Source organism: Vibrio sp. B1FLJ16 (genome assembly GCF_905175385.1).
Lineage (GTDB): Bacteria > Pseudomonadota > Gammaproteobacteria > Enterobacterales > Vibrionaceae > Vibrio.
The window spans coordinates 2,721,075-2,747,364 of record NZ_HG992749.1 but is presented as its reverse complement, the minus strand read 5'-3'; the positions used below and the strand labels follow the sequence as shown (position 1 = coordinate 2,747,364).

General features: G+C 45.8%; 28 protein-coding genes. 23 read left to right on the top strand and 5 right to left on the bottom strand.

Annotated elements, in window-relative coordinates; translation table 11 throughout:
- Nucleotides 1–82: 82 nt before the first annotated feature.
- Nucleotides 83–991 (top strand): DNA-binding transcriptional regulator OxyR, encoded by a 909-nt coding sequence (gene oxyR, locus KHN79_RS12530; RefSeq protein WP_182011512.1) that lies wholly within the window; start codon nt 83–85, stop codon nt 989–991.
- Nucleotides 992–1,059: 68 nt separating this feature from the next.
- On the opposite strand, the gene KHN79_RS12525 is transcribed toward oxyR, so the two are convergent.
- Nucleotides 1,060–3,627 (bottom strand): PBP1A family penicillin-binding protein, encoded by a 2,568-nt coding sequence (locus KHN79_RS12525; RefSeq protein ID WP_182011511.1) that lies wholly within the window; start codon nt 3,625–3,627, stop codon nt 1,060–1,062.
- Nucleotides 3,628–3,769: 142 nt separating this feature from the next.
- Between KHN79_RS12525 and pilM the strand changes: the two genes are divergently transcribed.
- From pilM to rplI, 14 genes are all read left to right on the top strand, one after another.
- Nucleotides 3,770–4,786 carry a type IV pilus assembly protein PilM gene (gene pilM, locus KHN79_RS12520; RefSeq protein WP_182011510.1) on the top strand — a complete coding sequence of 339 codons (1,017 nt, stop codon included), beginning with the start codon at nt 3,770–3,772 and terminating at the stop codon, nt 4,784–4,786.
- Entirely contained in the window at nt 4,770–5,345 is a 576-nt protein-coding gene (locus KHN79_RS12515; RefSeq protein WP_182011509.1) for a PilN domain-containing protein, read from the top strand. Before pilM ends, KHN79_RS12515 begins: the two co-directional genes overlap by 17 nt.
- Nucleotides 5,338–5,931, top strand: coding sequence for a type 4a pilus biogenesis protein PilO (gene pilO, locus KHN79_RS12510; protein ID WP_182011508.1), 594 nt, complete (start codon nt 5,338–5,340; stop codon nt 5,929–5,931). Before KHN79_RS12515 ends, pilO begins: the two co-directional genes overlap by 8 nt.
- On the top strand, nt 5,921–6,436 hold the full coding sequence (locus tag KHN79_RS12505) for a pilus assembly protein PilP (protein ID WP_182011507.1): 516 nt from the start codon (nt 5,921–5,923) through the stop codon (nt 6,434–6,436). Before pilO ends, KHN79_RS12505 begins: the two co-directional genes overlap by 11 nt.
- 31 nt (nt 6,437–6,467) lie before the next feature.
- Nucleotides 6,468–8,201, top strand: coding sequence for a type IV pilus secretin PilQ family protein (locus KHN79_RS12500; RefSeq protein WP_182011506.1), 1,734 nt, complete (start codon nt 6,468–6,470; stop codon nt 8,199–8,201).
- Between the two features lie 188 nt (nt 8,202–8,389).
- Complete coding sequence (gene aroK / locus KHN79_RS12495; protein WP_182011505.1) at nt 8,390–8,908, top strand: shikimate kinase AroK; 519 nt, start codon at nt 8,390–8,392, stop codon at nt 8,906–8,908.
- 31 nt (nt 8,909–8,939) lie between these two features.
- Nucleotides 8,940–10,040, top strand: coding sequence for a 3-dehydroquinate synthase (gene aroB / locus KHN79_RS12490; protein WP_182011504.1), 1,101 nt, complete (start codon nt 8,940–8,942; stop codon nt 10,038–10,040).
- 132 nt (nt 10,041–10,172) lie between these two features.
- Entirely contained in the window at nt 10,173–11,663 is a 1,491-nt protein-coding gene (locus KHN79_RS12485) for an SPOR domain-containing protein (RefSeq protein WP_182011503.1), read from the top strand.
- A gap of 69 nt (nt 11,664–11,732) precedes the next feature.
- Nucleotides 11,733–12,572 carry a Dam family site-specific DNA-(adenine-N6)-methyltransferase gene (locus KHN79_RS12480; protein ID WP_182011502.1) on the top strand — a complete coding sequence of 280 codons (840 nt, stop codon included), beginning with the start codon at nt 11,733–11,735 and terminating at the stop codon, nt 12,570–12,572.
- Nucleotides 12,573–12,660: 88 nt separating this feature from the next.
- Nucleotides 12,661–13,332 carry a ribulose-phosphate 3-epimerase gene (gene rpe, locus KHN79_RS12475; RefSeq protein ID WP_182011501.1) on the top strand — a complete coding sequence of 224 codons (672 nt, stop codon included), beginning with the start codon at nt 12,661–12,663 and terminating at the stop codon, nt 13,330–13,332.
- A gap of 231 nt (nt 13,333–13,563) precedes the next feature.
- A complete protein-coding gene (gene rpsF / locus KHN79_RS12470) occupies nt 13,564–13,953 on the top strand; it encodes a 30S ribosomal protein S6 (protein ID WP_005381299.1) in 390 nt (129 codons plus the stop codon).
- 8 nt (nt 13,954–13,961) lie between these two features.
- On the top strand, nt 13,962–14,264 hold the full coding sequence (gene priB / locus KHN79_RS12465) for a primosomal replication protein N (RefSeq protein WP_140278148.1): 303 nt from the start codon (nt 13,962–13,964) through the stop codon (nt 14,262–14,264).
- Nucleotides 14,265–14,280: 16 nt separating this feature from the next.
- Nucleotides 14,281–14,508, top strand: coding sequence for a 30S ribosomal protein S18 (gene rpsR, locus KHN79_RS12460; RefSeq protein WP_000090472.1), 228 nt, complete (start codon nt 14,281–14,283; stop codon nt 14,506–14,508).
- Nucleotides 14,509–14,541: 33 nt separating this feature from the next.
- Nucleotides 14,542–14,994, top strand: coding sequence for a 50S ribosomal protein L9 (gene rplI, locus KHN79_RS12455; protein ID WP_182011500.1), 453 nt, complete (start codon nt 14,542–14,544; stop codon nt 14,992–14,994).
- A 137-nt stretch (nt 14,995–15,131) separates the two neighbouring features.
- On the opposite strand, the gene KHN79_RS12450 is transcribed toward rplI, so the two are convergent.
- Nucleotides 15,132–15,896: a DUF481 domain-containing protein gene (locus KHN79_RS12450; RefSeq protein ID WP_182011499.1), complete on the bottom strand. Its 765-nt coding sequence runs from the start codon at nt 15,894–15,896 to the stop codon at nt 15,132–15,134.
- A 297-nt stretch (nt 15,897–16,193) separates the two neighbouring features.
- On the opposite strand from KHN79_RS12450, the gene KHN79_RS12445 reads away from it, so the two are divergent.
- From KHN79_RS12445 to KHN79_RS12435, 3 genes are read left to right on the top strand one after another with little or no spacing between them, the layout of a single operon-like run.
- Entirely contained in the window at nt 16,194–17,594 is a 1,401-nt protein-coding gene (locus KHN79_RS12445) for a replicative DNA helicase (RefSeq protein ID WP_182011498.1), read from the top strand.
- Nucleotides 17,595–17,607: 13 nt separating this feature from the next.
- Nucleotides 17,608–18,684 (top strand): alanine racemase, encoded by a 1,077-nt coding sequence (gene alr / locus KHN79_RS12440; protein WP_211907276.1) that lies wholly within the window; start codon nt 17,608–17,610, stop codon nt 18,682–18,684.
- A gap of 24 nt (nt 18,685–18,708) precedes the next feature.
- The gene (locus KHN79_RS12435) at nt 18,709–19,884 is read left to right on the top strand and encodes a hypothetical protein (RefSeq protein WP_244812646.1); all 1,176 of its coding nucleotides are present in this window, start codon (nt 18,709–18,711) and stop codon (nt 19,882–19,884) included.
- 50 nt (nt 19,885–19,934) lie between these two features.
- Here KHN79_RS12435 and KHN79_RS12430 read toward each other — a convergent pair whose 3' ends face one another.
- Nucleotides 19,935–20,354 (bottom strand): secondary thiamine-phosphate synthase enzyme YjbQ, encoded by a 420-nt coding sequence (locus KHN79_RS12430; protein ID WP_182011495.1) that lies wholly within the window; start codon nt 20,352–20,354, stop codon nt 19,935–19,937.
- A 305-nt stretch (nt 20,355–20,659) separates the two neighbouring features.
- Here KHN79_RS12430 and pgi point away from each other — a divergent pair, with 305 nt between their 5' ends.
- On the top strand, nt 20,660–22,312 hold the full coding sequence (gene pgi / locus KHN79_RS12425; RefSeq protein ID WP_182011494.1) for a glucose-6-phosphate isomerase: 1,653 nt from the start codon (nt 20,660–20,662) through the stop codon (nt 22,310–22,312).
- Between the two features lie 126 nt (nt 22,313–22,438).
- On the opposite strand, the gene KHN79_RS12420 is transcribed toward pgi, so the two are convergent.
- Together KHN79_RS12420 and zur are read right to left on the bottom strand one after the other, a co-directional pair.
- Entirely contained in the window at nt 22,439–22,900 is a 462-nt protein-coding gene (locus KHN79_RS12420) for a chemotaxis protein CheX (RefSeq protein WP_182011493.1), read from the bottom strand.
- Between the two features lie 9 nt (nt 22,901–22,909).
- Nucleotides 22,910–23,374 carry a zinc uptake transcriptional repressor Zur gene (gene zur, locus KHN79_RS12415; RefSeq protein ID WP_182011492.1) on the bottom strand — a complete coding sequence of 155 codons (465 nt, stop codon included), beginning with the start codon at nt 23,372–23,374 and terminating at the stop codon, nt 22,910–22,912.
- A gap of 296 nt (nt 23,375–23,670) precedes the next feature.
- Between zur and dusA the strand changes: the two genes are divergently transcribed.
- The 4 genes from dusA to KHN79_RS12395 all read left to right on the top strand — a co-directional run bounded on the left by dusA (nt 23,671) and on the right by KHN79_RS12395 (nt 26,188).
- Nucleotides 23,671–24,651 carry a tRNA dihydrouridine(20/20a) synthase DusA gene (gene dusA / locus KHN79_RS12410; protein WP_182011491.1) on the top strand — a complete coding sequence of 327 codons (981 nt, stop codon included), beginning with the start codon at nt 23,671–23,673 and terminating at the stop codon, nt 24,649–24,651.
- A 177-nt stretch (nt 24,652–24,828) separates the two neighbouring features.
- Entirely contained in the window at nt 24,829–25,044 is a 216-nt protein-coding gene (gene pspG, locus KHN79_RS12405) for an envelope stress response protein PspG (protein WP_182011490.1), read from the top strand.
- Between the two features lie 100 nt (nt 25,045–25,144).
- Complete coding sequence (locus tag KHN79_RS12400; protein WP_182011489.1) at nt 25,145–25,804, top strand: TIGR04219 family outer membrane beta-barrel protein; 660 nt, start codon at nt 25,145–25,147, stop codon at nt 25,802–25,804.
- Nucleotides 25,805–25,957: 153 nt separating this feature from the next.
- Nucleotides 25,958–26,188 (top strand): hypothetical protein, encoded by a 231-nt coding sequence (locus KHN79_RS12395; RefSeq protein ID WP_014233130.1) that lies wholly within the window; start codon nt 25,958–25,960, stop codon nt 26,186–26,188.
- Nucleotides 26,189–26,290 lie beyond the last annotated feature (102 nt).

The following is a 26,290-nucleotide window of genomic DNA, read 5'->3' as shown; positions in this document are numbered from 1 at the left end:
AAAAACCTTTTGATAGCTGTAATCGTTTAGTGTTATGGTTTTGATAGGTGTTAACTATCACTATATAAGCGAATCGTGAGTTATGAATATTCGGGACTTTGAGTACTTAGTCGCGCTTGCGGAGCATAAGCACTTCCGTAAAGCGGCAGAAGCATGTTTTGTCAGCCAGCCAACACTCAGCGGGCAAATTCGAAAGTTAGAAGACGAGTTAGGAACTGCACTTCTAGAGCGCAGTAGCCGCCGCGTATTGTTTACCGACTCTGGTTTACAGTTGGTGGAGCAAGCGAAACGGATTCTAAGTGAAGTCAAAATGTTTAAAGACATGGCGAACGGACAAAACGGTGAGATGACCGGGCCGTTACATATTGGTTTTATACCGACAGTTGGCCCTTACCTGTTGCCGAAAATCCTTCCTAAGTTAAAAGTTGAATTTCCGGATTTGGAGTTATTTCTTCATGAAGCTCAGACCCAGCAGCTGGTACATCAGCTGGAAGAGGGAAAACTCGATTGCCTAGTGCTGGCTTCTGTAGCAGAAACCGCACCTTTCAAAGAAATTGCAGTGTATAACGAGCCGTTAAGTGTGGCTGTTCCTTGTGATCATGAGTGGGCATCGCTGGAACATATCGACATGATGGATCTGAAGGGTAAAACAGTATTAGCTCTTGGCGATGGTCACTGCTTACGTGATCAGGCTTTAGGCTTCTGTTTCGCGGCTGGAGCCAAAGACGATGAGCGTTTTAAAGCCACAAGCTTGGAAACTTTACGCAATATGGTTGCTGCGGGCGCCGGAATTACATTGTTACCTCAATTGTCTCTTCCTCAGGAGAAGCAAAAAGATGGCGTGTGTTATGTCCCAGCGGTCAACCCGACACCGTCACGAAATATTGTGCTGGTCTATCGTCCGGGCTCACCACTACGTGCACGCTTTGAAGCTCTGGCAGCGAAAATCAAAGATATTCTGGCCGACTACCCGTCATCCATTGCTGCATGATCGGTATTATTGTTGCTAAAGAAAATAGGGGAGCCAGTGGCTCCCCTATTTTCTTATCGTGCTGTAGATCAGAATAGCTCTTCAGTTGTTCCGCCGTCGGTTGAGTAGATACGGTCTTCCAGAAGATAGCCCGAATACTCAGTTGGCTCGGTACCTTTTTCGAAGTATTCCATCATTGATGAGCCATCCACACTTTCAGTCAGCATACCGCTGGTGCGGTCAATTCGAACCTGAATAATGTTGCCCGGAATACGTTTGCTTTGCTCAGGTGTACCCTCAAGAGCAACGCTCATAAAGTCAACCCAGGCAGGCTCGGCGGTTTTGCCTCCAGATTCTGCACCAGATACCTGGCCCTGACCCAGATTGCTGTTTACCGTTGCACGGCCTAGTGCGCGAGAGTGATTGTCAAAACCTACCCACGAAATAGCGACAACACCGGGTCCGTAGCCAGCATACCAGGCATCTTTGGAGTCATTGGTTGTTCCGGTCTTGCCACCTATGTCTCTGCGTCCCAGCGATTGTGCTCGCCATCCGGTACCATTCCAGCCAGTACCATCACGCCAGCTGCCACCACCCCAGATATTGCTGTACATCATCTCACGCATCAAGAATGCATTCTGCTCCGAAATGACCTGCTGTGCATACTGTGGTTCATTACTGTCTACATTGTCAGTGGTATCTGCATTTTCGAGAGGTAAATCTTGCTCACCAAATTCATTCGCAAATCGGTCCTGATTAATCTCACCTGTCATCTGCGGGCAGTTTTGGTGGCAGACTGTCTTAGGGTTCGATTTAAACAGTACTTCGCCGAATGCATCCTCGATATGATCAATGTAGAACGGCTCGACATAGTAACCACCGTTGGCAAAGACTGAGTAGCCTTGCGCCATTTTCATTGGCGTCAGGCTACCAGCGCCAAGCGCGATAGTTTCTGAGCGAGGGACGTCGTTGATATCAAAACCAAAACGAGCCAGATATTGACGGGTTTCATCCAGACCCACTTCACGTAAGGTACGAACTGCCATCACGTTTTTCGATTGTGCCAGTCCAATACGAAGACGAGTCGGACCGCCGTAAGTCGGAGGTGAGTTCTTTGGTCTCCAAGCTGAGCCTGAACCTGCATCCCATTTGTTGATTGGTGCGTCGTTAATTAGGGTTGCAAGTGTCAGGCCTCTGTCCAGACCGGCGGAATAAATGAAAGGCTTGATACTCGAACCGACCTGACGTACTGACATAGTTGCACGGTTAAATTTGCTGTGAACAAAGTTAAAACCACCCACTAGCGACAACACTGCACCATTTTCCGGATCCATCGCGACAAAGGCAGTATTCGCACTCGGTACCTGGCTCAGGCGCCAGCTATCGGTCGTATTTCCGTCTTCATCGGTTGAGCTCACTTTACGAACCCAAACCTGTTGGCCTGGTGCTAGAACCTCTTGCGCTGATTTTGGTGCAGAACCCTGACGGTCGTCAGTCAAAAACTTACGTGCCCAGTTCATTCCTGACCAAGGAATAGTCTGCTCCTGGTTGTTTTTAACTACAACCTGAGCGGTCTTACCTTCTGCTTTGATAACCACTGCCGGTAAAAGATCGCCATACGTTGGCTGCTTCTGAAGATGATCGGTAATTTGCTCACTGCTCCAGGCGCTTTCGCCGGTTTTCCAAAGCTCTTTTTCTGCTCCTCGGTAGCCATGACGCTCGTCGTATCCCAGCAAGTTATTTACTGCGGCGGTATTCGCGGCATTCTGCATTTTAGAATCTACCGTCATGTAGATGTTCAGACCTGATGTATAGGCTTTTTCTTCACCATATGCTTTCACTGCCCAAGAGCGGGCAAGCTCAGCTACATAAGGTGCTGATAACTCGATTTCTGCACTGTGATAACTGGATACAATAGGTTCGTTGCGTGCTACGTCATACTGTTGCTGGGTAATGTACTTTTCATCAAGCATACGCATTAACACGACATTACGACGGTTGGTCGCACGTTCTAACGAGTAGAGCGGGTTCATAGTTGATGGTGCCTTTGGCATACCAGCAAGTGTGGCGAGTTCACTCAGCGTCAGTTCGTTAAGACTCTTACCAAAGTAGACCTGAGCGGCAGCACCAAAACCATATGAACGATAACCAAGGAAGATCTTGTTGACATAAAGCTCCATGATCTCTTGCTTGCTCAGAAGTTGCTCGATATGGATTGCAATGAAAATCTCTTTGATTTTACGCATTAGCTTCTTCTCGTTAGATAAGAAGAAGTTACGTGCAAGCTGCTGAGTAATGGTACTCGCGCCTTGTTTTGCGGAACCAGACAGAGCAACGACAACTGCAGCACGGGTAATACCGATCGGGTCGATACCTGGGTGCTCGTAAAAGCGGCTGTCTTCTGTTGCGATTAACGCATGAATTAGGTCCTGAGGAATTTCTTCGTAAGTAACAGGAATACGGCGTTTTTCACCGAACTGTGCGATCAGCTTCCCGTCTTTACTAAATACCTGCATAGGTGTCTGTAATTCAACGTCTTTTAGAGTTGCAACATCCGGCAATTCAGGCTTCACGTACTGATAGAAGCCAAAAATTGTGGTGACTCCAAGAATTATGCAAATCAATGTTAATAAAAATAAACGCTTTATGAACTTCACCGGAGAATCCCTGATTGGTTAAGGCTGTGTAACGGCAAACCCTTGTACTCTTATGTCAAAAATTTAGCACATAGAGATATTAACTCTTATTTGGGTGCTAATAACAACCTTTGCGCGAAGAAATTTCGGAGCGAGAGTAAAGATGGATAAGCTAATCGTTACCGGCATAGATATTGGCCACAACAGCCTCAAAGCCGTAGTACTTAAACCCAATGGCGATAAATACGCCTTATTGGGTTACAAAGAAATATTACTTAAGGACGGTATTGTCGCTGAAAATAACACCATAAATCATCAAGAAATTGTAAATACCCTCAAGCAGCTGAAAAAAGAGCTGCCTTTTGGGGCTCGGAAAGTCGCAATTTCTGTTCCTGACAATGCGGTTATCAGCAAAAAGCTCAACATTGAACAAAACGTCGAAGAAAACGAGGTTGAGTTTGCGGTTGTGCAGGCTTTTTCTCACCAATCCCCTTTCCCGGTTGAAGAACTGAGTCTGGACTTTGTCCGTCTTAACACTGAAGAAGGGCAGAGAGGAGTAGCCAGCTATCAGGTGTTTGCTACGCGTAAAGATGTTGTAGAAAGCCGGGTTGAAGCATTAAACAAATCTGGTCTTAAACCTGTTTTGGTTGACGTACATTCACAAAGTCTCGGGCATATCTGGAAACTGGCAGCAGAACGTTTTCCGGATAAGAACAAGTACGGGTTGCTCGATGTTGGCTCACATTCTAGCTCGTTCACGATGTTCACAGAGCAAGGGGAGCTTTTCCATAAAGAGTTTGCCTGCGGAACATCTTCTCTTCCTCGGACTTCTCAAGAGGAGTCTCTGACCGAAGACGCGCACAGCCAGACGGAACAATTTAACCGACAGATGGTTGAACGGGTTAAGCGTCAGATTCAGTTGTATACCTCTATCAATGGTTCACAAAATATCAAAGGTATTTGGTTATCGGGCGGTGGAGCCGCAACCCCAATGCTTGCAGAAGAACTATCGCATCAGCTGGCACTGGAGTGCGAGTTACTAAACCCGCTAGGTCTGTTTGAGATGAATGTGTCTAAACGCAAGCGCAGGGCAGCTGACTGGCAGCACTTTTCTACCGCTGCGGGGCTGGCAGTCAGAGGTATTCAATGGTTAGGAGGTCAACGTGCTGTATCGCATTAACCTATTGCCTTGGCGTGAAAACCAGAGGGAAGAGCATCGTCGCCGGTTTGTAGGACTGATTGTTCTCGGTCTGTTTGTTGCGGTTGGTGTGCAATGGAGCATCGGAAAGTTCTATGAATATCAGCAGGATAAACAGCAAGAAAGGCTCGGTTATCTTACTCATTATATTGCCGAGCTCGATCAACGTATTGAAGCGATGAAAATTGCTGAGCAGGAGCACGGCAAAATACTGGAGCGCTTGAAAGTGGTTGAGGGATTACAACTGGGGCGTAACAAAACCACAGAGTTTATGAACCTCATGCCTGCCGCTATTCCTGAAGGAGTGTATGTCGACAAGATCAGCATGAATGATCTGGAAATTGAAATATCCGGAATTTCTGATAGTACGCCTCGACTGGCAACCATGCTCGATAACATGGAGCGTTCTGCAAAACTGGTGGATGTGGAAATGCATTCCATTGTTCATGGTAAATCACGTTTTGGTAAAGAATTTCAGACCTTTAAGGTGTCCTTTAGGTTCAAACCAGTTGAGAAAGTAGAGGGAGGTCAGCATGGTTAATTGGCAAGATCTGGAAATGGATGAGATTGCTGAATGGCCTTTAATACCTCAGTTGATCACCATTGGGTTGATTGTTCTCCTTTTGCAGGGCGTTGGTTACTGGTTTTATCTCACTCCTAAGGAAGAGCGTCTGAATAGTCTCATCCAGCAGGAAGAGACGCTGAAAGTCACATTGCGAATTAAAGCTAATAAGGTTGCTGCACTGCCGCAACTTCAGTCCCAGTTAGATGAGTTAACAACCCGCTACGAGTTACTGCTGCAGCAATTGCCAGCACAAAAAGAACTCGCGACTATGCTGGCATCAGTGAACGAGTTGGGTATCGACAACAAACTGACCTTTACCCGTATCGACTGGGGTGAAAAGCAGTCTGAAAGCTTTTTGTACCGACTACCACTTAACATCGAGTTAACCGGGGATTTTCATGACATCGGTCGTTTCTCACAGGCGATTGCGACTTTACCACGCATCATCACGTTCAAAGATGTGACCTGGCAGCGCGTCAGTCAGGAGAGTGAAACGCTGCACTTTCGTGTGAGAGCGAACACCTACCAGTTCAAACCAGAGGAAAAGAAAGATGAAAAATAGATCTTTGCTGGTGGTCTGGGTTGCAACTTTGCTGGTGGGGTGTCAGGCGAACGATGAGTCCTTAACTGATTTTATTCGTGGTGTCGAAAATCAGGCCAGGCGTGATGTAGAGAAACTTAAGCCAGCTGATGAGTATGTCGCGGTTGCCTACGATCCCAAAATACTGCGAGCCCCTTTTGAATTGCCCAGAGAGGCGACGATAGCGACACAGCCTATCGCGAGAAAAGACTGCTGGCAGCCACCTTCGCGAGCGCGCTCTGGCAAGCTGGAGAAGTTCCCGTTAAATCAGCTTCGTCTTAAAGGCGTCATGGGAATAGGCAATACCGTTTCTGGTCTGGTACAAGCTCCGAACGGCACGGTATACAAAGTTGCGCCGGGACAGTACTTAGGGCGAAACAACGGCAAAGTCACCCAAGTTACCCATTCCTATCTATTGATTAACGAAACGCTGCCTGATGGGTTGGGTTGTTGGCAAAAACGCAAAGTTAAGCTGGCTTTGAGATAGATATACCTGCATTTATTTTTGATATTGAGTAATGAAAATGAGACAAGGACTAACACGTACACCTAGGATGCTAACCGGGCTCTTATCCTTTTGGTTGTTTTTACTTTTAGCCCCTTTGGTTGCGGCAGAAGATGTGACATCTAATGCTCTCAAGAGTATCGACTTTCGCACCAATAAAGACAAAGACGCAGTGATAGTGGTGGAACTCTCTTCACCCGCAGCGATTGTTGATATTCAGCGTGTACAGGAAGGCTTAAGTATCGACTTACTGAATACATCAGTGAGAGACGATCAATTATACCTTCTTGATGTAAAGGACTTTTCTACCGTGGTGGAGAGTGTTGAAGTTTTTCGTGATACCTCAACGACGCGTTTAGTGGCCCATATCGGTGATGACTATACCCATGATTACCGCCTGACCGGGCGCTATCTGGAAATCAAAGTAAGTAAACTGAAGCCAAACCAGAAGGTACCGGATCAGAGCATACTGGAGAAAGAGGGGAAGCTGATCTCGATTAACTTCCAGGATATCCCTGTGCGTAACGTACTGCAGTTAATCGCTGACTATAACCAGTTTAACCTGGTGGTTTCAGATTCAGTTGAAGGCAACTTAACTCTGCGACTCGATGGCGTTCCCTGGCAGCAAGTGCTGGATATTATCCTGCAGGTAAAAGGCCTCGATAAGCGTGTTGACGGTAATGTTATCCTTGTCGCGCCGACAAATGAGCTGGACTTGCGTGAAAAGCAACAGTTAGAGAAGCAACAGCTTGAAGAAGAGATGGGTGAGCTTTCGTCTGAAATTATCAAAGTTAACTTTGCTAAAGCGTCTGATATTGCTGAAATGATTAATGGTGAAGGTAATATAAGTATGCTCTCCTCACGTGGCAGCATGACGATTGATGAACGTACAAACTCGCTGTTGATCAGAGAACTGCCAGAAAACATTTCGGTGATTCGTGACATTATCGAGTCACTCGATATTCCGGTTAAGCAGGTTCAAATCGAAGCTCGAATTGTCACCATCAGTGAAGGCAATATGGATGAGCTGGGTATTCGCTGGGGATTCTCTTCTATCAACGGTAATAATACGGTTGGTGGTTCAATTGAAAATAACTTAGCAACCATAGGTCTGTATGAAGGGGATGGTGAAGGCGGAAACAGTGTCGGAATTGATGACTTCCTTAACGTGAACCTCGCGTCGACCAGCCCGAGTGCAACCAGTATTGCTTTTCAAGTTGCAAAACTAGGTACAGATACCTTGCTCGACCTTGAGCTGTCTGCACTCCAGCAGGAGTCGAAAGCAGAGATAATTTCTAGTCCTCGTTTGATTACGACGAATAAAAAGCCGGCCTACATTGAGCAGGGTACTGAAATACCATATTTAGAGTCATCATCGAGCGGTGCGACATCGGTCACATTCAAGAAAGCAGTATTAAGTCTGAAGGTGACGCCACAGATTACCCCTGATAACCGTCTGGTGCTGGATTTAAGTGTTACCCAGGACAGACCTGGACAAGTGGTGAAAACGGGTACCGGTGAAGCCGTTGCGATAGATACTCAGAGAATCGGTACCCAGGTATTGGTTAATAATGGTGAGACAGTTGTATTGGGCGGTATTTTCCAGCACAGCATCACTAATTCAGTCGACAAAGTGCCATTACTAGGTGATCTGCCGCTATTAGGTGCACTTTTCCGCAGAAGTTATGAGAATGTGGGTAAAAGTGAACTACTGATTTTCGTCACACCTAAGGTTGTTATTCAATAGCCATAAGTGAGCCAAAAGGCGAATAGATCAAAAATAAAGTTGCATTAGTGGCACCATGCTTGGATAATTTCGGGTCTTATCACGAATTATCTGTGAGGAATTGGTGCCACGAGCCTTGTAGAACAGCGGCTTAGCTGTATTTTCTTGTGGCGATCTTATTGAATCAATGTTGTAAATTACTGCTAAACATGGCTGAGAAACGTAATATTTTCCTTGTTGGCCCGATGGGCGCCGGCAAAAGTACAATTGGTAGACATCTTGCACAGCAGCTGCATATGGAGTTTGTAGACTCTGATACAGTGATCGAAGAACGCACTGGTGCAGACATCTCTTGGGTTTTTGATGTAGAAGGTGAAGAGGGCTTCCGCAAGCGTGAAGAAGCGGTGCTTGAAGACCTGACACAAGAGCAAGGTATCGTGCTTGCAACTGGTGGTGGCTCTGTAAAGAGCAAAGAAAACCGTAACCGCCTTTCTGCTCGCGGTGTTGTTGTCTACTTAGAAACGACAATTGAAAAGCAACTTGCGCGTACAAACCGTGACAAGAAGCGTCCTCTACTTCAGACGGATAGCCCTCGTGAAGTATTGGAACAATTAGCTGAAGAACGTAACCCTCTATACGAAGAAGTGGCGGATTACACTGTTCGCACTGATGATCAGAGCGCAAAAGTGGTAGCCAATCAGATCGTAAAAATGCTAGAAGAGAGATAAGTATTTATCTTTTTTAAACTGGAGCAAACCGATGGAACGGATTACGGTCAATCTAGCTGAGCGTAGCTACCCAATCTCTATAGGCGCCGGGTTATTTGAGGACCCGGCGTACCTTTCTCAAGTTCTCGAAAACAAGAATGCAAACCAAAAAGTTGTTGTGATCAGTAATGTCACGGTAGCTCCTCTGTATGCAAACAAAATTCTTGAGCAACTCGAACAACTTGGATGCAGTGCATCGTTGTTGGAACTGCCTGATGGTGAGCAATACAAAAACCTGGATGTATTTAACCAAGTAATGAACTTTCTGCTTGAAGGCAGTTATGCTCGCGATGTGGTCATTATCGCACTTGGCGGTGGAGTTATCGGTGACCTGGTAGGTTTTGCTTCGGCGTGTTACCAGCGCGGTGTTGATTTTATTCAGATTCCAACGACTTTGTTGTCTCAGGTAGACTCTTCTGTTGGTGGTAAAACAGCAGTGAATCACCCTCTGGGCAAAAACATGATTGGCGCATTTTACCAGCCGAAAGCCGTGATCATCGATACGAACTGTTTGGCGACGTTACCTGAACGTGAATTCGCGGCGGGTATTGCAGAAGTCATTAAGTACGGCATCATTTATGATGCAGAGTTCTTTGTGTGGCTGGAAGAAAACCTGGATCGCCTTTACGCCCTCGAAGAAGAGGCTCTGACTTATGCCATTGCACGTTGCTGTCAGATTAAAGCGGAAGTTGTGGCTCAGGATGAGAAAGAGTCAGGTATTCGGGCGCTGCTAAATTTAGGCCATACCTTTGGTCATGCAATTGAAGCTGAGTTGGGTTATGGTAACTGGCTACATGGTGAAGCGGTGTCATCTGGCACTGTTATGGCGGCGAAAGCTTCTCAGTTGCGTGGATTAATCTCTCAAGAGCAGTTTGATCGTATCGTGGCTCTTTTACGTCGCGCTAAATTGCCAGTGCATACTCCGGATAGCATGAGCTTTGATGATTTTATCAAACATATGATGCGTGATAAAAAAGTTCTTTCCGGACAATTAAGGTTAGTCTTACCGACTGGTATTGGTACGGCTGAGGTAATTGCTGATACAACACAGGAAGTGCTTGAGCAGGCAATCGATTTTGGTCGGAATATTTAACCTTGAAATGGCGCCTTTAGGCGTCATTCTTGTTGTTTGTACTCAAGTAACTTCAAGGCGCTTGTTCAGTGAATAAAGCTCGCCCTTTGGGAGCTGTATATTGAGTTCTCTTGAGTATATTAAGGTTATCAGATGAGTTTTGCACACGTCCTGGAATTAGATTCTCAAATTGAGCTGCTCGAACGGCTTAGGCTGCTCACCAACTTTGGCTCTAACCTTATCGCGATCAATGGCGGTGACGGGTATGGAAAAACTTGGCTCGCGCAGCGATATCTTGAAGTCGGTGCAAGTAACAAAAACCAATGTTTGCTACTTTGTCACAGAAATCAGGATGATCTTCAGCACCGGATTCTCATCCTAAATCAGCTGGTTTCTGATGCGTTGTTTAATCAGCAGGAGCCTTTAGGCGACTCACTTGAACGTATCGTGGGTGATGAACCTTGTGATATTGCAATTGTGGTAGATGATGCCCAGCTTTTGAGTGAAACCTTAGTTTCTGAACTGTGGACGCTTGTGCTACTGGCTCAGGAAAAGCCAAACTGGACAATTAATGTTTTACTGTTCACTCAGTCAGGTCATTTAGAAGGGATTTTATCGCGCATCAGTTACGGACAAGCGATAAAACCTGTCGAACTGGATATCGATGTGCTGTCAGAAGCGGAAGCAAGACGCTTTTTTGAGTCATTAGTTGTTCGTTATGTGGATGACAGTTCGGAAAAGCGTGTTCGGGATGCATTTAAAAAAGTCGATCCGACTCCGGGCGACATCATGGCATTAGGAGATATGAACGTGGAGAAAAGGATCATTATCCGCTCAATTGTAGCAAAGCCACTTAATAGTGCGCTGGTGATCCTGGGGCTGGTTTTACTGGCTGCTGGTGGTTACTGGTGGATGTTCAGTCAGCCTAGTCCAGATGATAAAGCGAACAATATAACGCGCACAGTAGAGCAAACGGCTATCCCGACATTACCGGAGAGAGAGAGTGACACCAGTCTGACTTCAGTGACGGACGACTCAGACATTTCTCACTCCTCAGAAGCAATCGACGATTCAGATTCGCTGCCACCCCCTATTACAGAAGAAGTGGGGACAGTGGGGATTGATGACAAACACCAGCGTGTCGTGATTGAATCCGATGTAGTGGATGCTTTGCTTGAAGATAAAAATGAGAAGGCTGATAGCGTTCTGGTTGCAGAACAAAAAGATACACTGGTTCAAGCTGATAACGACTCTTCGTCGAACAGCGAAACAGAATCAGATATCGCCGTTTCTCCACAGCGCTCAGAATCCCAAGCTGACACGACTCAACCTGTAGTTAAATTCTCATTTTCCCGAGAAGAGTTAAAGGCGTTATCACCACGTGCTTATACGGTTCAACTAGCCGCGATGACCTCGATGGCCGACGTTCAGGCCTTTCTGGATAAGCACCAACTGAATGACAAAGTACGTATCTATCCGACGCTTCGTAGTGACAAGGAATGGTATATCGTAACTTACCGTGATTATCCTACAATTCAGCAAGCCCGTGATGCGGTCGAGACATTGCCGGGGTCGCTTAAGTCACTCGGTCCATGGGCAAAATCTTTGAGTCAAGTACAGCGCGAAATCGAACGTGTGAAATAAACCTGAGCTTCGCCGAAAAATATGTTACATTCCGCACCCTTAATTTTGGGTCGATAGATAGAGCAGTAGATGAAAAAGCAACGAGCCTTTCTAAAGTGGGCAGGAGGAAAATACGGACTGGTTGAAGACATCCAACGTCATTTACCACCGGCCCGAAAGCTAGTTGAACCCTTTGTCGGCGCTGGCTCTGTTTTTCTTAATACCGACTACGACCAGTACTTGTTGGCAGACATCAACCCGGATTTGATCAACCTGTACAACTTGCTTAAAGCTCGTCCGGAAGAGTATATCTCTGAAGCGAAGCGTTGGTTTGTTGCGGAGAACAATCGCAAGGAAGCTTACCTGAGCATTCGCGCTGAGTTTAATAACACAGAAGATGTGATGTATCGTTCTCTTGCTTTTCTCTACATGAACCGCTTTGGTTTTAACGGCCTGTGCCGCTACAACAAAAAAGGCGGCTTCAACGTCCCATTTGGCTCATATAAGAAGCCTTACTTCCCTGAAGCGGAATTAGAGTTCTTTGCCGAAAAAGCCAAGAAAGCGACCTTTGTCTGTGAAGGTTATCCGGAAACGTTTCGTCGTGCGCGTAAAGGCAGTGTTGTTTATTGTGATCCGCCGTACGCACCGTTGTCGAATACGGCAAACTTCACCTCATATGCAGGCAATGGATTTACGCTAGATGATCAGGCTGCTCTCGCTGATATTGCAGAAAGAACGGCAACTGAACGCGCTATTCCTGTACTGATTTCAAACCACGACACTACACTTACCCGCCGTTTGTACCATGGTGCGGATTTGAGTGTGGTAAAAGTGAAGCGCACCATCAGCCGCAACGGTAGTGGTCGTAACAAAGTTGATGAGCTGCTCGCGCTTTTTCATGCGCCAGAAGCGGATAAGTCAGATTCTTAATTGTCACTAAATAGTGGATCTCCCCACTGGCTTCGGTAGAATTGCGCGCAGATTATTTGCTGTTTGCTCATTACTACTGAGGTCAGGTATGAAAGATTTTCTTATTGCTCCATCCATTTTATCTGCAGATTTTGCCCGCCTGGGTGAAGATGTCGAAAAGGTTCTCGCTGCAGGTGCAGACGTGGTGCATTTCGATGTAATGGATAACCACTATGTGCCAAACCTGACTTTTGGTGCCCCAGTATGTAAAGCGCTGCGTGATTACGGTATCACGGCACCGATCGACGTCCACCTGATGGTGAAGCCTGTTGACCGCATCATTCCTGATTTTGCTAAAGCCGGAGCATCCATGATCACCTTCCATGTTGAAGCGTCTGAGCACGTTGATCGTACGTTGCAGCTTATTAAAGAGCATGGCTGTAAAGCGGGCGTGGTATTAAACCCTGCAACCCCATTAACAAGCCTTGAGTTCATTATGGATAAAGTCGACATGATTCTTCTGATGTCGGTAAACCCGGGCTTCGGTGGTCAGTCTTTCATTCCTCATACCATGGATAAACTGCGCGCGGTGCGTAAGATGATTGATGAGTCAGGCCGAGACATTCGTCTGGAAATCGATGGCGGTGTTAAAGTAGATAATATCCGTGAAATTGCCGAAGCAGGTGCAGATATGTTTGTAGCAGGTTCTGCTATTTTTGGTCAGCCGGATTACAAAGCGGTTATTGACCAAATGCGTGAAGAGCTGGCGCAAGTAAAATAAGTCATTTAACTGGTTGATTCATAAGGCTGCCGCTATATTGGCAGCCTTTGTTGTTTCTGGGGTAGGCCGAAAGAAATTATCCCTGCCTTCCAAGCAAATAATCACTTGCCTAATTTGCGGCCTTTCTGTACTATTCGTGCTCCTTAAACTCAGTCAATTATCTTTAGTTCCTTGCTTCCTCTGGACGACTGAGCCAATTGTGGAAGCTGAATAATCCGTAAGGAGCAACCCATGCGTCATTACGAAATCGTATTCATGGTGCACCCTGATCAAAGCGAGCAAGTTGCTGGCATGATCGAGCGTTACACTGGTTCTATCACTGAAGCTGGCGGTAAAATCCACCGTCTAGAAGACTGGGGTCGTCGTCAACTGGCTTACCCAATCAACAAGCTTCACAAAGCTCACTACGTTCTAATGAACGTTGAAGCTGACCAAGCTGTAATTGATGAGCTAGAAACTGCTTTCCGTTTCAACGATGCAGTTCTACGTAACATGATCATGCGTACTAAAGCAGCGATCACTGAGCAATCTATCATGCTTAAGCAAAAAGAAGAGCGTGCTCCACGTCGTGAAGAGCGTTCTGAAGCTAAGCCTGAAGCTAAGTCAGAAGCTGCTGAGTAAGATTTGTTATGACCAACCGAATGGAGCTGAGTGGCACCATTGCCAAGCCGCCCATTCGTAGTCAAAGCCCTGGTGGCATTGAACACTGTCGATTTTGGTTAGAGCATCGCTCGACTGTTATCGAAGCTGATTTACCGAGACAAGTTTATTGTCGTATGCCGGTAGTTGTCAGCGGGCTTGGGTCACAAACACATACTCAGAATTTAGTGCAAGGTAGTAACATTAAGGTAAGTGGTTTTGTCACTTATCAGACCGGCCGGAATGGCGTCGGGAAATTAGTGTTACATGCCGACAATATTACTCAAATTTAAGATCAGGAGATAGCCCATGGCTCGTTTCTTCCGTCGTCGTAAATTCTGCCGTTTCACTGCAGAAGGCGTACAAGAGATTGATTACAAAGACGTAGCAACTCTTAAAAACTACATCACTGAAGCTGGTAAAATCGTACCTAGCCGTATTACTGGTACAAGCGCTAAGTACCAGCGTCAACTAGCACGTGCTATCAAGCGTTCACGCTACCTAGCTCTACTACCGTACACTGACAAGCATCAGTAATCGGTTCCGTTTATTAAGAAAGAGGATTAAGCAATGCAAGTTATTCTACTTGATAAAATCGGTAACCTAGGTGGTCTTGGCGATACAGTTAACGTTAAATCTGGTTACGCTCGTAACTTCCTTATCCCTCAGGGTAAAGCAGTTATGGCTACTAAAGGCAACGTTGAAATGTTCGAAGCACGTCGTGCTGAACTAGAAGCTAAAGTTGCTGAGCAACTAGCTGCTGCAGAAGCTCGCGCTGAGAAAGTTAACGCTCTAGAAGCAGTTGTTATCGCTTCTAAAGCTGGTGACGAAGGCAAACTATTCGGTTCTATCGGTACTCGTGACATCGCTGACGCTATTACAGCTGCAGGCGTTGAAGTTGCTAAGAGCGAAGTTCGCCTTCCTGAAGGTGCTCTACGTACAACTGGTGAATTCGATATCAGCGTTCAACTTCACTCTGAAGTTTTCGCTACTGCGAAAGTACAGGTTGTTGCTGCTGAGTAATTCAGTATCAAGACGAAATACTAAAAAGCACCTCTCCGGAGGTGCTTTTTTTATGTCTTCTTAATAAGGGATGGCGAATACCAATTCTGAAAATGATTAGCAAAGTAATGGTATTGGTATTGGTATTGGTATGATGATCAGAAAACAAAAAGTAGTTTTACAGAAAAAACACTGTCCGCTTTGCTTAAACCATTCGGCACTTTATTGTGATATTGACGTGAATGGGTCAGTCTTAATGCGATGTCTTCAGTGATGGCATTGGTGGCACTAATATCGCTGTCTAAGCTGGTGTTGCTTTTGCCGGATACCAGAGTAAATTCGGCCGAGAGACTTAAATTGTCCAGGGCGTGCCATGTTGTATTGAGATTGCCACGGAAAATACCTTCACGAACGATATCCGGGAACACAATGTCATCGTCATCGATCTCATCTAAGTTAGGCTCTTGGTAACGATAACCAGGCCCCACCTCAACTTCTAAAACGAAGTTTTCTGTATAAGCGAACTGGTAACCCATACCACCCGAAAAGGTAAAATCTTTAAAGTACGCGGTATAGCGTGAATCTACGCCTTTAAAGCTACCATACAAATAGGTCTTAGGGCCGAATTTGTAGTCGCTTTGGAAGGTGTAAGTCGAAGAGCGTTTATCTTCTTCACCGTCCTTATACAGGTTGTAGTATTTCCACTCACCATAAGAGCGATGCCGGCCAGAGGTATACTCAGCACCTAAACGAGCATTCAGGGAACGACGGTCCGTGTTACCTGTATGAGCCTGATAGCCAAATTCAACTTCTGTTTTCAGTGGATCGGGCACATCAATACTTTGCTCTGGCTGTACTGATTCATCAGCATACGATGTTCCCATACACAGTATGCTCATGCTAAGTAACCAGTATCGGGACACGCAAACCTCGGACGTAATAAAAAGAAGGGGCATGATACTGATACAGATGCCTGCTTTGGTCAATAGTTGGTTAAATTTTAGCTGATTTAGTGGGCTCGCCGCTCCGCTATATCGGCTTGTATTGCTCCTTGCGGGGCATGGAAACCGAAAGATAGCGTGTTGTCTCATTCAGTTTATTTACCCTGGGTAAATAACGGCGTGTATTCTGGTTCTTAACAAGTAATTTTCTCTTCAGTGAAGCATCTCAATTGGGTTAAGGTTATAATCCCAAGTCATTCGTAGTTATTGAGCATAGTCATGGCGGAAAACAGAAATCGCAAACCTTCAGACATTCAGGTCGACGCAATCAAAGTACCACCTCACTCACTAGAAGCAGAACAGTCAGTGATTGGTGGTCTCCTACTGGACAATGAACGTTGGGATACCGTTGCTGAGCGCGTAGTCAGCAGTGATTTCTATAGCCGTCCGCACCGTCTGATTTTTGAAGGTGTGAAAACCATTCTGGAAGAGGGTAAGCCACTCGACCTTATCACCTTGTCGGAATACCTCGAACGTCACGAGCAGTTAGAAGATGTCGGTGGTTTTGCTTATCTGGCTGATTTAGCCAAGAACACACCGAGTGCAGCCAACATCAACGCCTATGCCGATATTGTTGCAGAGCGTGCGATCGTTCGTGGCTTGATTGGTGTAGCAAACGAGATCGCTGACGCCGGTTACGATCCACAAGGGAGAAGCTCCGAAGATCTGATCGATATGGCAGAGAGTAAAGTTTTTGCGATTGCGGAATCCCGTACGAGCGAGAACGAAGGCCCGCAAAACGTCGATAACATTCTGGAAAAAACGCTGGAAAGGATCGAGTTGCTATACAAAACACCGCAAGATGGTGTGACAGGGGTTGATACCGGCTTTACTGATCTCAATAAGAAAACTGCAGGTCTGCAAGGCTCTGACCTGGTTATCGTAGCGGCTCGTCCTTCGATGGGTAAAACCACCTTTGCGATGAACTTGTGTGAAAACGCTGCGATGCAACAAGATAAGCCTGTACTGATTTTCTCGTTAGAGATGCCGGCGGAACAGCTAATGATGCGTATGCTGGCGTCTCTGTCCCGTGTTGACCAGACTAAAATTCGTACTGGTCAGTTAGATGATGAAGACTGGGCACGAATTTCTTCTACCATGGGTATCCTGATGCAGAAGAAAAATATGTACATCGATGACAGCTCTGGCTTAACGCCGACAGAGGTGCGTTCCCGTGCTCGTCGTGTTGCCCGTGAACACGGCGGTTTGTCTATGATCATGGTCGACTACCTGCAGCTGATGCGCGTTCCTGCATTAACTGATAACCGTACACTTGAAATTGCGGAGATCTCCCGCTCGCTAAAAGCACTGGCGAAAGAACTGAATGTTCCAGTTGTGGCACTATCGCAGCTAAACCGTTCTTTGGAGCAACGAGCGGATAAACGTCCGGTAAACTCGGATTTGCGTGAATCGGGCTCTATCGAGCAGGATGCTGACTTGATCATGTTTATTTATCGTGATGAGGTTTATCACCCAGACAGCCCTTATAAAGGCACGGCGGAAATTATTCTCGGTAAGCAGCGTAACGGTCCTATCGGTTCGGTGCGTCTGACATTCCAGGGTCAGCACTCGCGCTTTGACAATTATGCAGGTCCAGCATTCGATATCGATGACGAGTAATTCCATGAGCTACATGAAAGCCGCAAAGGCGTGTATTGACTTGTCTGCCTTGCAGCACAATTTACGTCGCGTTAAAGCCCAAGCGCCTAACAGCAAAGTAATGGCGGTGGTGAAAGCCAACGGCTATGGTCACGGTTTACGTCACGTTGCAAAATATGCCGATGAGGCCGATGCTTATGGTGTCGCGCGCATCGAGGAAGCGCTTCAGCTCAGAGCCTGCGGTGTGGTTAAACCTATCTTGCTGTTAGAGGGCTTTTATTCAGCGGGTGACCTGCCAGTCTTGGTGACGAATAACATCCAGACTGTGGTGCATTGTGAAGAGCAGTTAATCGCTCTTGAACAAGCCGATTTAGAGACACCTGTAGTGGTGTGGCTTAAAATTGACAGCGGGATGCATCGTCTGGGTGTACGACCTGAGCAGTTTGATGATTTGGTTTCACGTCTTAAAGATTGTCCGAATGTAGCGAAACCGCTGCGTTATATGAGCCATTTTGCTTGTGCTGATGAGTTAAGCAGTGACATAACGCTAAAGCAGATTGAGTTGTTTAATTCACTGACAGCAGGCTGCCACGGTGAACGTTCTCTTGCTGCATCGGCAGGGCTGTTGGCTTGGCCACAAAGTCAGCTTGACTGGGTGCGCCCGGGTATCATTATGTATGGCGTGTCTCCGTTTAATGATAAAACAGCGCAGGACTTAGGCTACCAGCCAGTTATGACGCTTAAGTCTCACCTTATTGCGGTACGTGAAGTGAAGAAGGGTGAGAGTATCGGTTACGGCGGTATCTGGACGAGTGAGCGAGATACAAAAGTTGGTGTTATAGCGGTAGGCTATGGTGACGGCTACCCAAGAAGTGCGCCAAATGGCACGCCGGTCTGGGTTAACGGACGTAAAGTGCCAATCGCAGGACGGGTCTCGATGGATATGCTGACGGTGGATCTTGGACCTGATGCAACAGACAAAGTCAGTGATGAAGCGATACTCTGGGGGAAAGAGCTACCCGCTGAAGAAGTCGCGAGTCACATCGGCACTATTGCGTATGAGTTAGTAACGAAACTAACGCCACGCGTAGAAATGGAATATTCAAAGTAATCCATGACAAAAAAACTAACCTTAATGCTGGCTCTATCTGCCAGCTTTTTTTTATCTGTACCAGTGCAGAGTAAAGAGAAAGACTCGGCATTTTTGCCGTTTTACTTTAGTACGGAGACTCTGGGTAATACTTTCGGCATTGCCGGGGTCGCAAAAGGCGTAGGGCAACCCCAGGCAGCTTTGTTTGGGATGGGGCTGTATTCAGACAAAGACAGCTATCTTGGTTTCTTGTCCGCTTTCAACTATGCACTCTCTTCCAATCTGGTATTCAGCACGCAGATGTATCAGGCCCGTTTCAACGAGAGCCCTTACTATTTGGGCGTTCAAGGCAGCAATAACTCTTCTGTTGACTCACAGACTATCACCAATGGTGACGAACAAAAGTATAAGTTTGAATTTAAATACCTATTGCCTTGGGGATATGTGAAAGAGCATGGATTGAAGGGCGCGTTTCAGCCTGTTCGCGATGTCAGCTATGCCTCACCGCTTAACAGTGGGGTAAGTTCTGTCATCATTACACCTTTTTATTCATCACGGGCGCTGGATATTTATAACGGAGAAAAAGAGCAGGCGACGGGCTTTAGTTTTGCGTATGACTGGGATAACCGGAACAGTACGCGTAATACCACTCGTGGCTCGCATACCTCTTTGGTTTTAACCTCCGGCGTTGATACTAGTCAGTCACAAGATGCATGGCTGACGTGGGAGTTTCAGAACAGTCACTATTACGCTTTGGGAGCGCTGGGCAACTGGTTCGATCAACAAGTACTGGCTTTTGATTTCTATACCGCTGATACACCAACCTGGAATCGATGCGATGACGATATTTGCAGCCGGCCGCCCGAGCAGGAGCAGGTTCGTCTCGGAGGGTTATATCGCCTGCGTGGTTATACCGCAGGACGTTATCACGGACGTTCTGCGATTCATTACTCGCTAGAGTACCGGGCCCTACCTGATTGGCAACCGCTGGAAGATATTCCAGTTATTAACTATTACGACATGCCGTGGTGGCAGTGGGTTGCGTTTGCTGAGTTGGGACGTGTGGCGGATGAGTACAATATGAAGACGCTGCATAAAGATATGAAGTGGACTATTGGAGGTGCCGTGCGTTTACAGGTTGAAGGGGTAGTCGTTCGTGCTGAACTGGCAAAAGCCGCAGATGAAGGCACATTCCGGGTTATGATTAATCAGCCATTCTGATTTCTGTTAGTGATTTAAACAAAGGCTAACCAGAGTGTCAGCCTTATCTTTTACTCTCCATTAATGGTGGCAATAACACGGCGGCTACCACCATAGTCACGGTGTTCACCCAGGTAAATGCCCTGCCATGTTCCCAGTGCCAAACGACCACCTTGAATCGGAATTGTCACACTGCTGCCAAGTAGTGAGGCTTTAATATGCGCTGGCATATCGTCATCTCCCTCATAGGTATGCTGATAGTACGGCGCGCGTTCGGGGACATACTTATTGAAATGTGCTTCCATATCGATACGAACGGTAGGGTCGGCATTCTCATTTAGGGTAAGGCTGGCTGAGGTATGTTGAATAAAAAGGTGTAACAAACCTACCGAAAGAGAGTTAATTTGTGGTAATTGTTGTTCAATTTCATCAGTAATCAGATGAAAGCCGCGACTTCTGGCTTTTAAATGCAGTGTTTCTTGTACCCACATAGGTGTTCCTTTGGACATTTCCAATTTGACGTCTATCCTAATCCAATTAGAGCCCGTCATTACTTAATGATATTATTCTATACCTATGAATGAATTGTTCAAATTCAGGGCGGCTAACGTGACCTAACTCAATGTGAGTGTAAAAGCTCTCGGTCATAATTGGTGCCTGAAAAAAAATTACAAAGACTTGTTTTGTGGCAAAACGCCCAAACATCTAAATTTTAAAACTTTTTGCTAATCGGGGATTCCACAGTTTTCGCTAGACTGTAAGGAATGGAACCTACTGTAACATCGGGATAAAGACCATGTTGAAAAATATCAATCCAACGCAAACACAAGCTTGGAAAGCGTTAACGGCGCACTTCGAATCTGCACAAGATATGGATCTTAAGGAGTTATTTGCTCAGGACGCGGATCGTTTTGACAAATACTCTGCACGTTTCGGCTCAGACATTCTTGTCGACTACTCAAAGAACCTTGTTAATGAGGAAACTCTTAAGCACCTGTTCACTCTTGCTAAAGAGACTGAGCTGAAATCTGCAATCGAAGCGATGTTCAGTGGTGAAGCGATCAACCAGACAGAAGGTCGCGCTGTTCTTCACACTGCACTGCGTAACCGCGCTAACACGCCAGTAATGGTAGATGGCGAAGACGTAATGCCAGCAGTAAATGCAGTGCTGGAAAAAATGAAGTCATTCACTGATCGCGTTATCGGCGGCGAGTGGAAAGGTTACACAGGTAAGGCTATTACCGACATCGTAAACATCGGTATCGGTGGTTCAGACCTTGGTCCTTACATGGTGACTGAAGCGCTGGCACCATACAAAAACCATCTGAATCTTCACTTTGTTTCTAACGTTGATGGTACCCACATCGTTGAAACACTGAAGAAAGTAGAGCCGGAAACCACACTGTTCCTGATTGCATCGAAAACATTCACGACCCAGGAAACCATGACGAACGCACACTCTGCTCGTGACTGGTTCCTTGAAACTGCTGGCGACCAGGCTCACGTTGCTAAGCACTTTGCGGCGCTTTCTACTAACGCAACCGCAGTTTCTGAATTCGGCATCGACACAGACAACATGTTTGAATTCTGGGATTGGGTTGGCGGCCGTTACTCACTATGGTCTGCAATCGGTCTGTCCATTGCACTAGCTGTTGGTTACGACAATTTCGTTGAGCTGCTTGACGGTGCTCATGAGATGGATAAGCACTTCGTATCAACAGACCTGGAAAGCAACATTCCTGTGATCCTTGCACTGATTGGTATCTGGTACAACAATTTCCACGGTGCCGAGTCTGAAGCTATCCTGCCTTATGACCAGTACATGCACCGTTTTGCTGCGTACTTCCAGCAAGGCAATATGGAATCAAACGGTAAGTACGTTGATCGTGACGGTAACGCTGTTACATACCAGACAGGCCCTATCATCTGGGGTGAACCAGGCACTAATGGTCAGCACGCTTTCTACCAGCTAATCCACCAGGGTACAAAGTTGATCCCTTGTGACTTTATTGCTCCGGCAATCAGCCACAATCCAGCAAGCGATCACCATCAGAAACTGATGTCGAACTTCTTTGCACAAACTGAAGCGCTTGCTTTTGGTAAGAGTGAAGAGACAGTAAAAGAAGAGTTGGTATTAGCGGGTAAGAATGCTGAAGAAGTAGCAGAAATTGCACCGTTCAAAGTGTTTGAAGGTAACCGCCCGACAAACTCTATCCTGGTTAAGCAAATCACGCCTCGCACGCTGGGTAACCTGATCGCAATGTACGAGCATAAGATCTTCGTACAGGGTGTTATCTGGAACATCTTCAGCTTTGACCAGTGGGGTGTTGAACTAGGTAAACAACTAGCGAACCAAATCCTGCCTGAGCTTGCTGATGAGTCTCTAATCAGTACTCACGACAGCTCTACTAATGGTCTGATCAACGCATTCAAAGCTTTCAAAGTGTAATGTTTGCTTAGAACAAACTAAAAAGGCTGGTGATTTTCATCACCAGCCTTTTTATATTTTTAGAACCTAGAACCTAGAACCTAGAACCTAGAACCTAGAACCTAGAACCTAGAACCTAGAACCTAGCTATTCGAAGCAAATCTCAATAAAGGCATTTCCCCATTCAGAGGTGAAAGGCATGATGATGATTGAACCTTCACACTTGTGACGGATGGTATGCCCACGGCCAGAAACCACCACAGGAGTGGCCATTTCAAAATCAAATCCACTTTCAGCCAGAATACGTTTCGCACCACCAGTAACCATGTTGGTGATTTCACCGACCATATCAGTGACTTCTTCATTGAGTCCGTTCGGGCGCTCACCAAGCATATTCTGCATAATTTCCAGCGCCAGCGCTTCATCAAAGGTAATCGACATTGAGCCACGAGTTTGTGGGCCAACCATGCCAATCAGACCTGAAACATCTCCGCGGGCGATTTCATCTTTTTTGATTCGAGGCTTTTGTGGCTTCAGTTCCAGAGAAGCCATGGTTTTTAGTACGTTCATTAAAGAAGCTAAAAACGGGTTTACAAATTCAGCGCGCATATTGTTCTTCTATACTTTTTCTTTTGATTTGGAGGAACAGACCTGGCATTCGCCATGCGTTTCAATGACTTGTTTGGTCAGTTTGAATCCATGCTTTTCGGCGTTCCGGGCCAACAAGGCTTCCAGGTTCTCGTCTTCGAGTTCTACGACATCACCACATTTATCACATATTAGTAATTGAAAAAAGTGTTGCTGGGTATTGAAAGAACAGCATGTTATAAAACTATTGGTTGATTCCACTCTATGGATAAAACCTTGCTCCAGGAGAAAATCTAACGCCCGGTAAACCGTCGGAGGTTTTGCCTGTGGTTCACTCTCTTTTAGTTGCTCCAATAGATCATATGCGCTTGATGCGCTACGACTTGAACAGATAAGCTCAAATACGCGTCGACGTTGAGGAGTCAGTCTTACTCCACGCTCGGCGCAGATACTTTCAACTTGTTCCATGATTGTTGGGTTCAAACCTATCACCATAACTATTGGATGTGCTCTATGACAAAATATTTCTTTTCGCAGTCCGCTTAGAAACGCTTCATTTTACCTGCTATCACTTCGAAAATCATGAATAAAAGCATATTGGTCTTCGAATGTAGACATTACTGCCATCACAGAATAAGAGAACTGTACTCAAATTGTTTTTTATCTGTGACTTTTCTCTGCTAAGCGGACAATACTCGCATCCTCAAGAATGTGGGTATACAATACCCGACTTATTTTTTGAGCGCACCTCTGCGCTCAGCCTTGGTAAAATAAAAACGGGTGTTGAAATCATGACTCATTCTTGCAGGCTCTCTGTAGCACCAATGTTGGATTGGACTGACCGTCATTGTCGCTACTTCCATCGCTTAATGACCAAAGAAACCCTGTTGTACACAGAAATGGTGACGACAGGTGCGATCATTCATGGAAAAGGAGATTTCCTGGCTTACAACGAAGAGGAGCATCCGTTAGCACTTCAGTTAGGTGGCTCAAACCCGGCAGATCTCGCTAAGTGTGCCAAGTTAGCGCAAGAGCGCGGTTATGATGAGATCAATCTGAATGTCGGTTGCCCGTCTGATCGTGTGCAGAATGGCCGCTTTGGGGCTTGTCTGATGGCGGAGCCACTGTTGGTAGCTGAGTGTGTCGCAGCAATGAAAGAGGTGGTTGACGTTCCTGTTACAGTTAAAACACGTATCGGTATTGATCATCAGGACTCTTACGAGTTTTTGACTGACTTTGTTTCTATTGTGTCTGAGAAAGGTGGTTGTGAGCAGTTTACCATTCACGCTCGCAAAGCTTGGTTAAGTGGTTTAAGCCCGAAAGAGAACCGTGAAATTCCACCACTGGATTACCCACGTGCGTATCAATTGAAGCAAGACTTCTCTGACCTGACTATTGCAGTAAATGGCGGCATAAAATCGTTAGAAGAAGCGAAAGAACATCTTCAGCATCTTGATGGTGTAATGATTGGCCGCGAAGCTTACCAGAGTCCATATTTGCTGGCTTCGGTAGACCAAGAGTTATTTGGTGCGGATACGCCAGTGAAAAAGCGCAGTGAAATTGTTGAAGAGATGTATCCATACATTGAAGTACAATTGGCAAAAGGTGCGTATCTGGGTCATATCACACGCCATATGCTGGGTCTGTTCCAGAGTATGCCGGGTGCTCGTCAGTGGCGTCGTCATATCAGCGAGAATGCACACAAGCCAGGATCTGGCTTAGAGGTGCTGCAAGACGCACTTGCGAAAATTCCAAAAGAGCTGAATGTGTAAATTTCACCTGTGGTTGGTTAAAATTACCAATTAAAGAATAAACAAAGCCAGAGTGCAAAACCGCCTCTGGCTTTATTTTTATTTATAGATCATGTAATTGCATCGAGATTAACAAGTTGGTATAGAACCTGCAAAACTGTAGAAATATTTACGGTGAAAACGTTTGGAGAAGTAATTATGTTGGAGCTGATCTTCATTTTAGTCTTTGCGGCGACCCTGTTGGTAACAGGCGTCACAATGATGTCGGTACTTGCGGCAACAGGTATTGCTCTGGTTGTGATGTTTTTACTCGGCTTGGTAGGTACTGTACTTAAACTATTACCCTGGTTAATTGTCATTGCATTAGGGTTCTGGTTTTTTAAAAACTTCGTATCCCAACCTCGGTATAAATAGAAGCTTACGGCGATTTAGTTGATAGAGGGGCATGAGATTATGGTATATTTCCACTCATGTCCTTTTTGTTGAATAGCAGCTATCCCGGAGTACATACTACATGACAAATAAAGCGACTCTCGCTTTAACAGCACTATCGTTGGCAACCTCTTTTTCAGTTTTCGCAGAGTCTTCTGTTTCCGTTAAGGTCGGCGCAGACGTTTGGGCTGCAGATACAAAAGTAAACGAGGTCAAACGAGACAGCAGTACTACCGGCACTTTCTATGCTGCGGTTGAGCACGATGTAAAATACGTGCCGAATGCGCGCTTGCGTTATTCCAGTATTGATGCGGATTACATGGGCTTCGATAAACTGGATATGACGCTTTACTACCAGATTTTAGAACATGATCTACTGCATTTTGATGCGGGTGTGACCGTAAGTAATCTGAGTGACACTAAGTATATTGATGCAGGTACTTCCCCGCGTACCGAAGAGTTTGATGAACTGATTTGGGCTTGGTATGGCTACGCAGAGATTACGGTACCGAATACCAACTTTGATGTGATTGGTGAAATGAACTTCGGTGACAGTAAAGGTATTAAAAATACTGACCTGATGGCGGGTATGCAGTACAGATTGCCGTTGCAAGACGCCCAGTTTACGCTTCGTGGCGGCTACCGAGTCATTGATCTGGAATCGGAACAGTTTCTATCTAGCTTAGGTAAAGAGTTTGTTTTCGCTGACGGATTCTTTGTGAGTGCCGAATACTCGTTTTAAACCATGTACTAAATTGCTTTCATTAAAACGTCGCATTATAAGCGGCGTTTTTTTATATCTGTTCATTATATGTAATCGAATTTTTCTCCCTATTTTCATTAGTTAGACCATGCTTACTTGGAAATAATATGAAAAGTTGGAACAGGGATAGCGATGACAATAAATGAATTAAGACATCTATTTCGTGAAAACCAGCTGGTGGAAGCCATTATCGAACCGTCAATTCAAGAGGGGGGATGGGTCGTTGAATTCAGGCATGCCCGAGGGGGATTCGTGTTTCTGACAGACAATCATGGTGAAGAATGTCTTTATGAAGATTTGGATGCCGCCTCAAAATCAGCCATGGCAGTAGGCTTTCAGCAAGTCAGGATTGAAGACCGATGAGCAAAAAGTAAGCCATGCTTACTTCCAAAAAGTTATAAAACATTCACTTCTATTCTTTCTTGTTATTAAGGAGAGTGGGTACTCTATCGTCACGCAATGAAT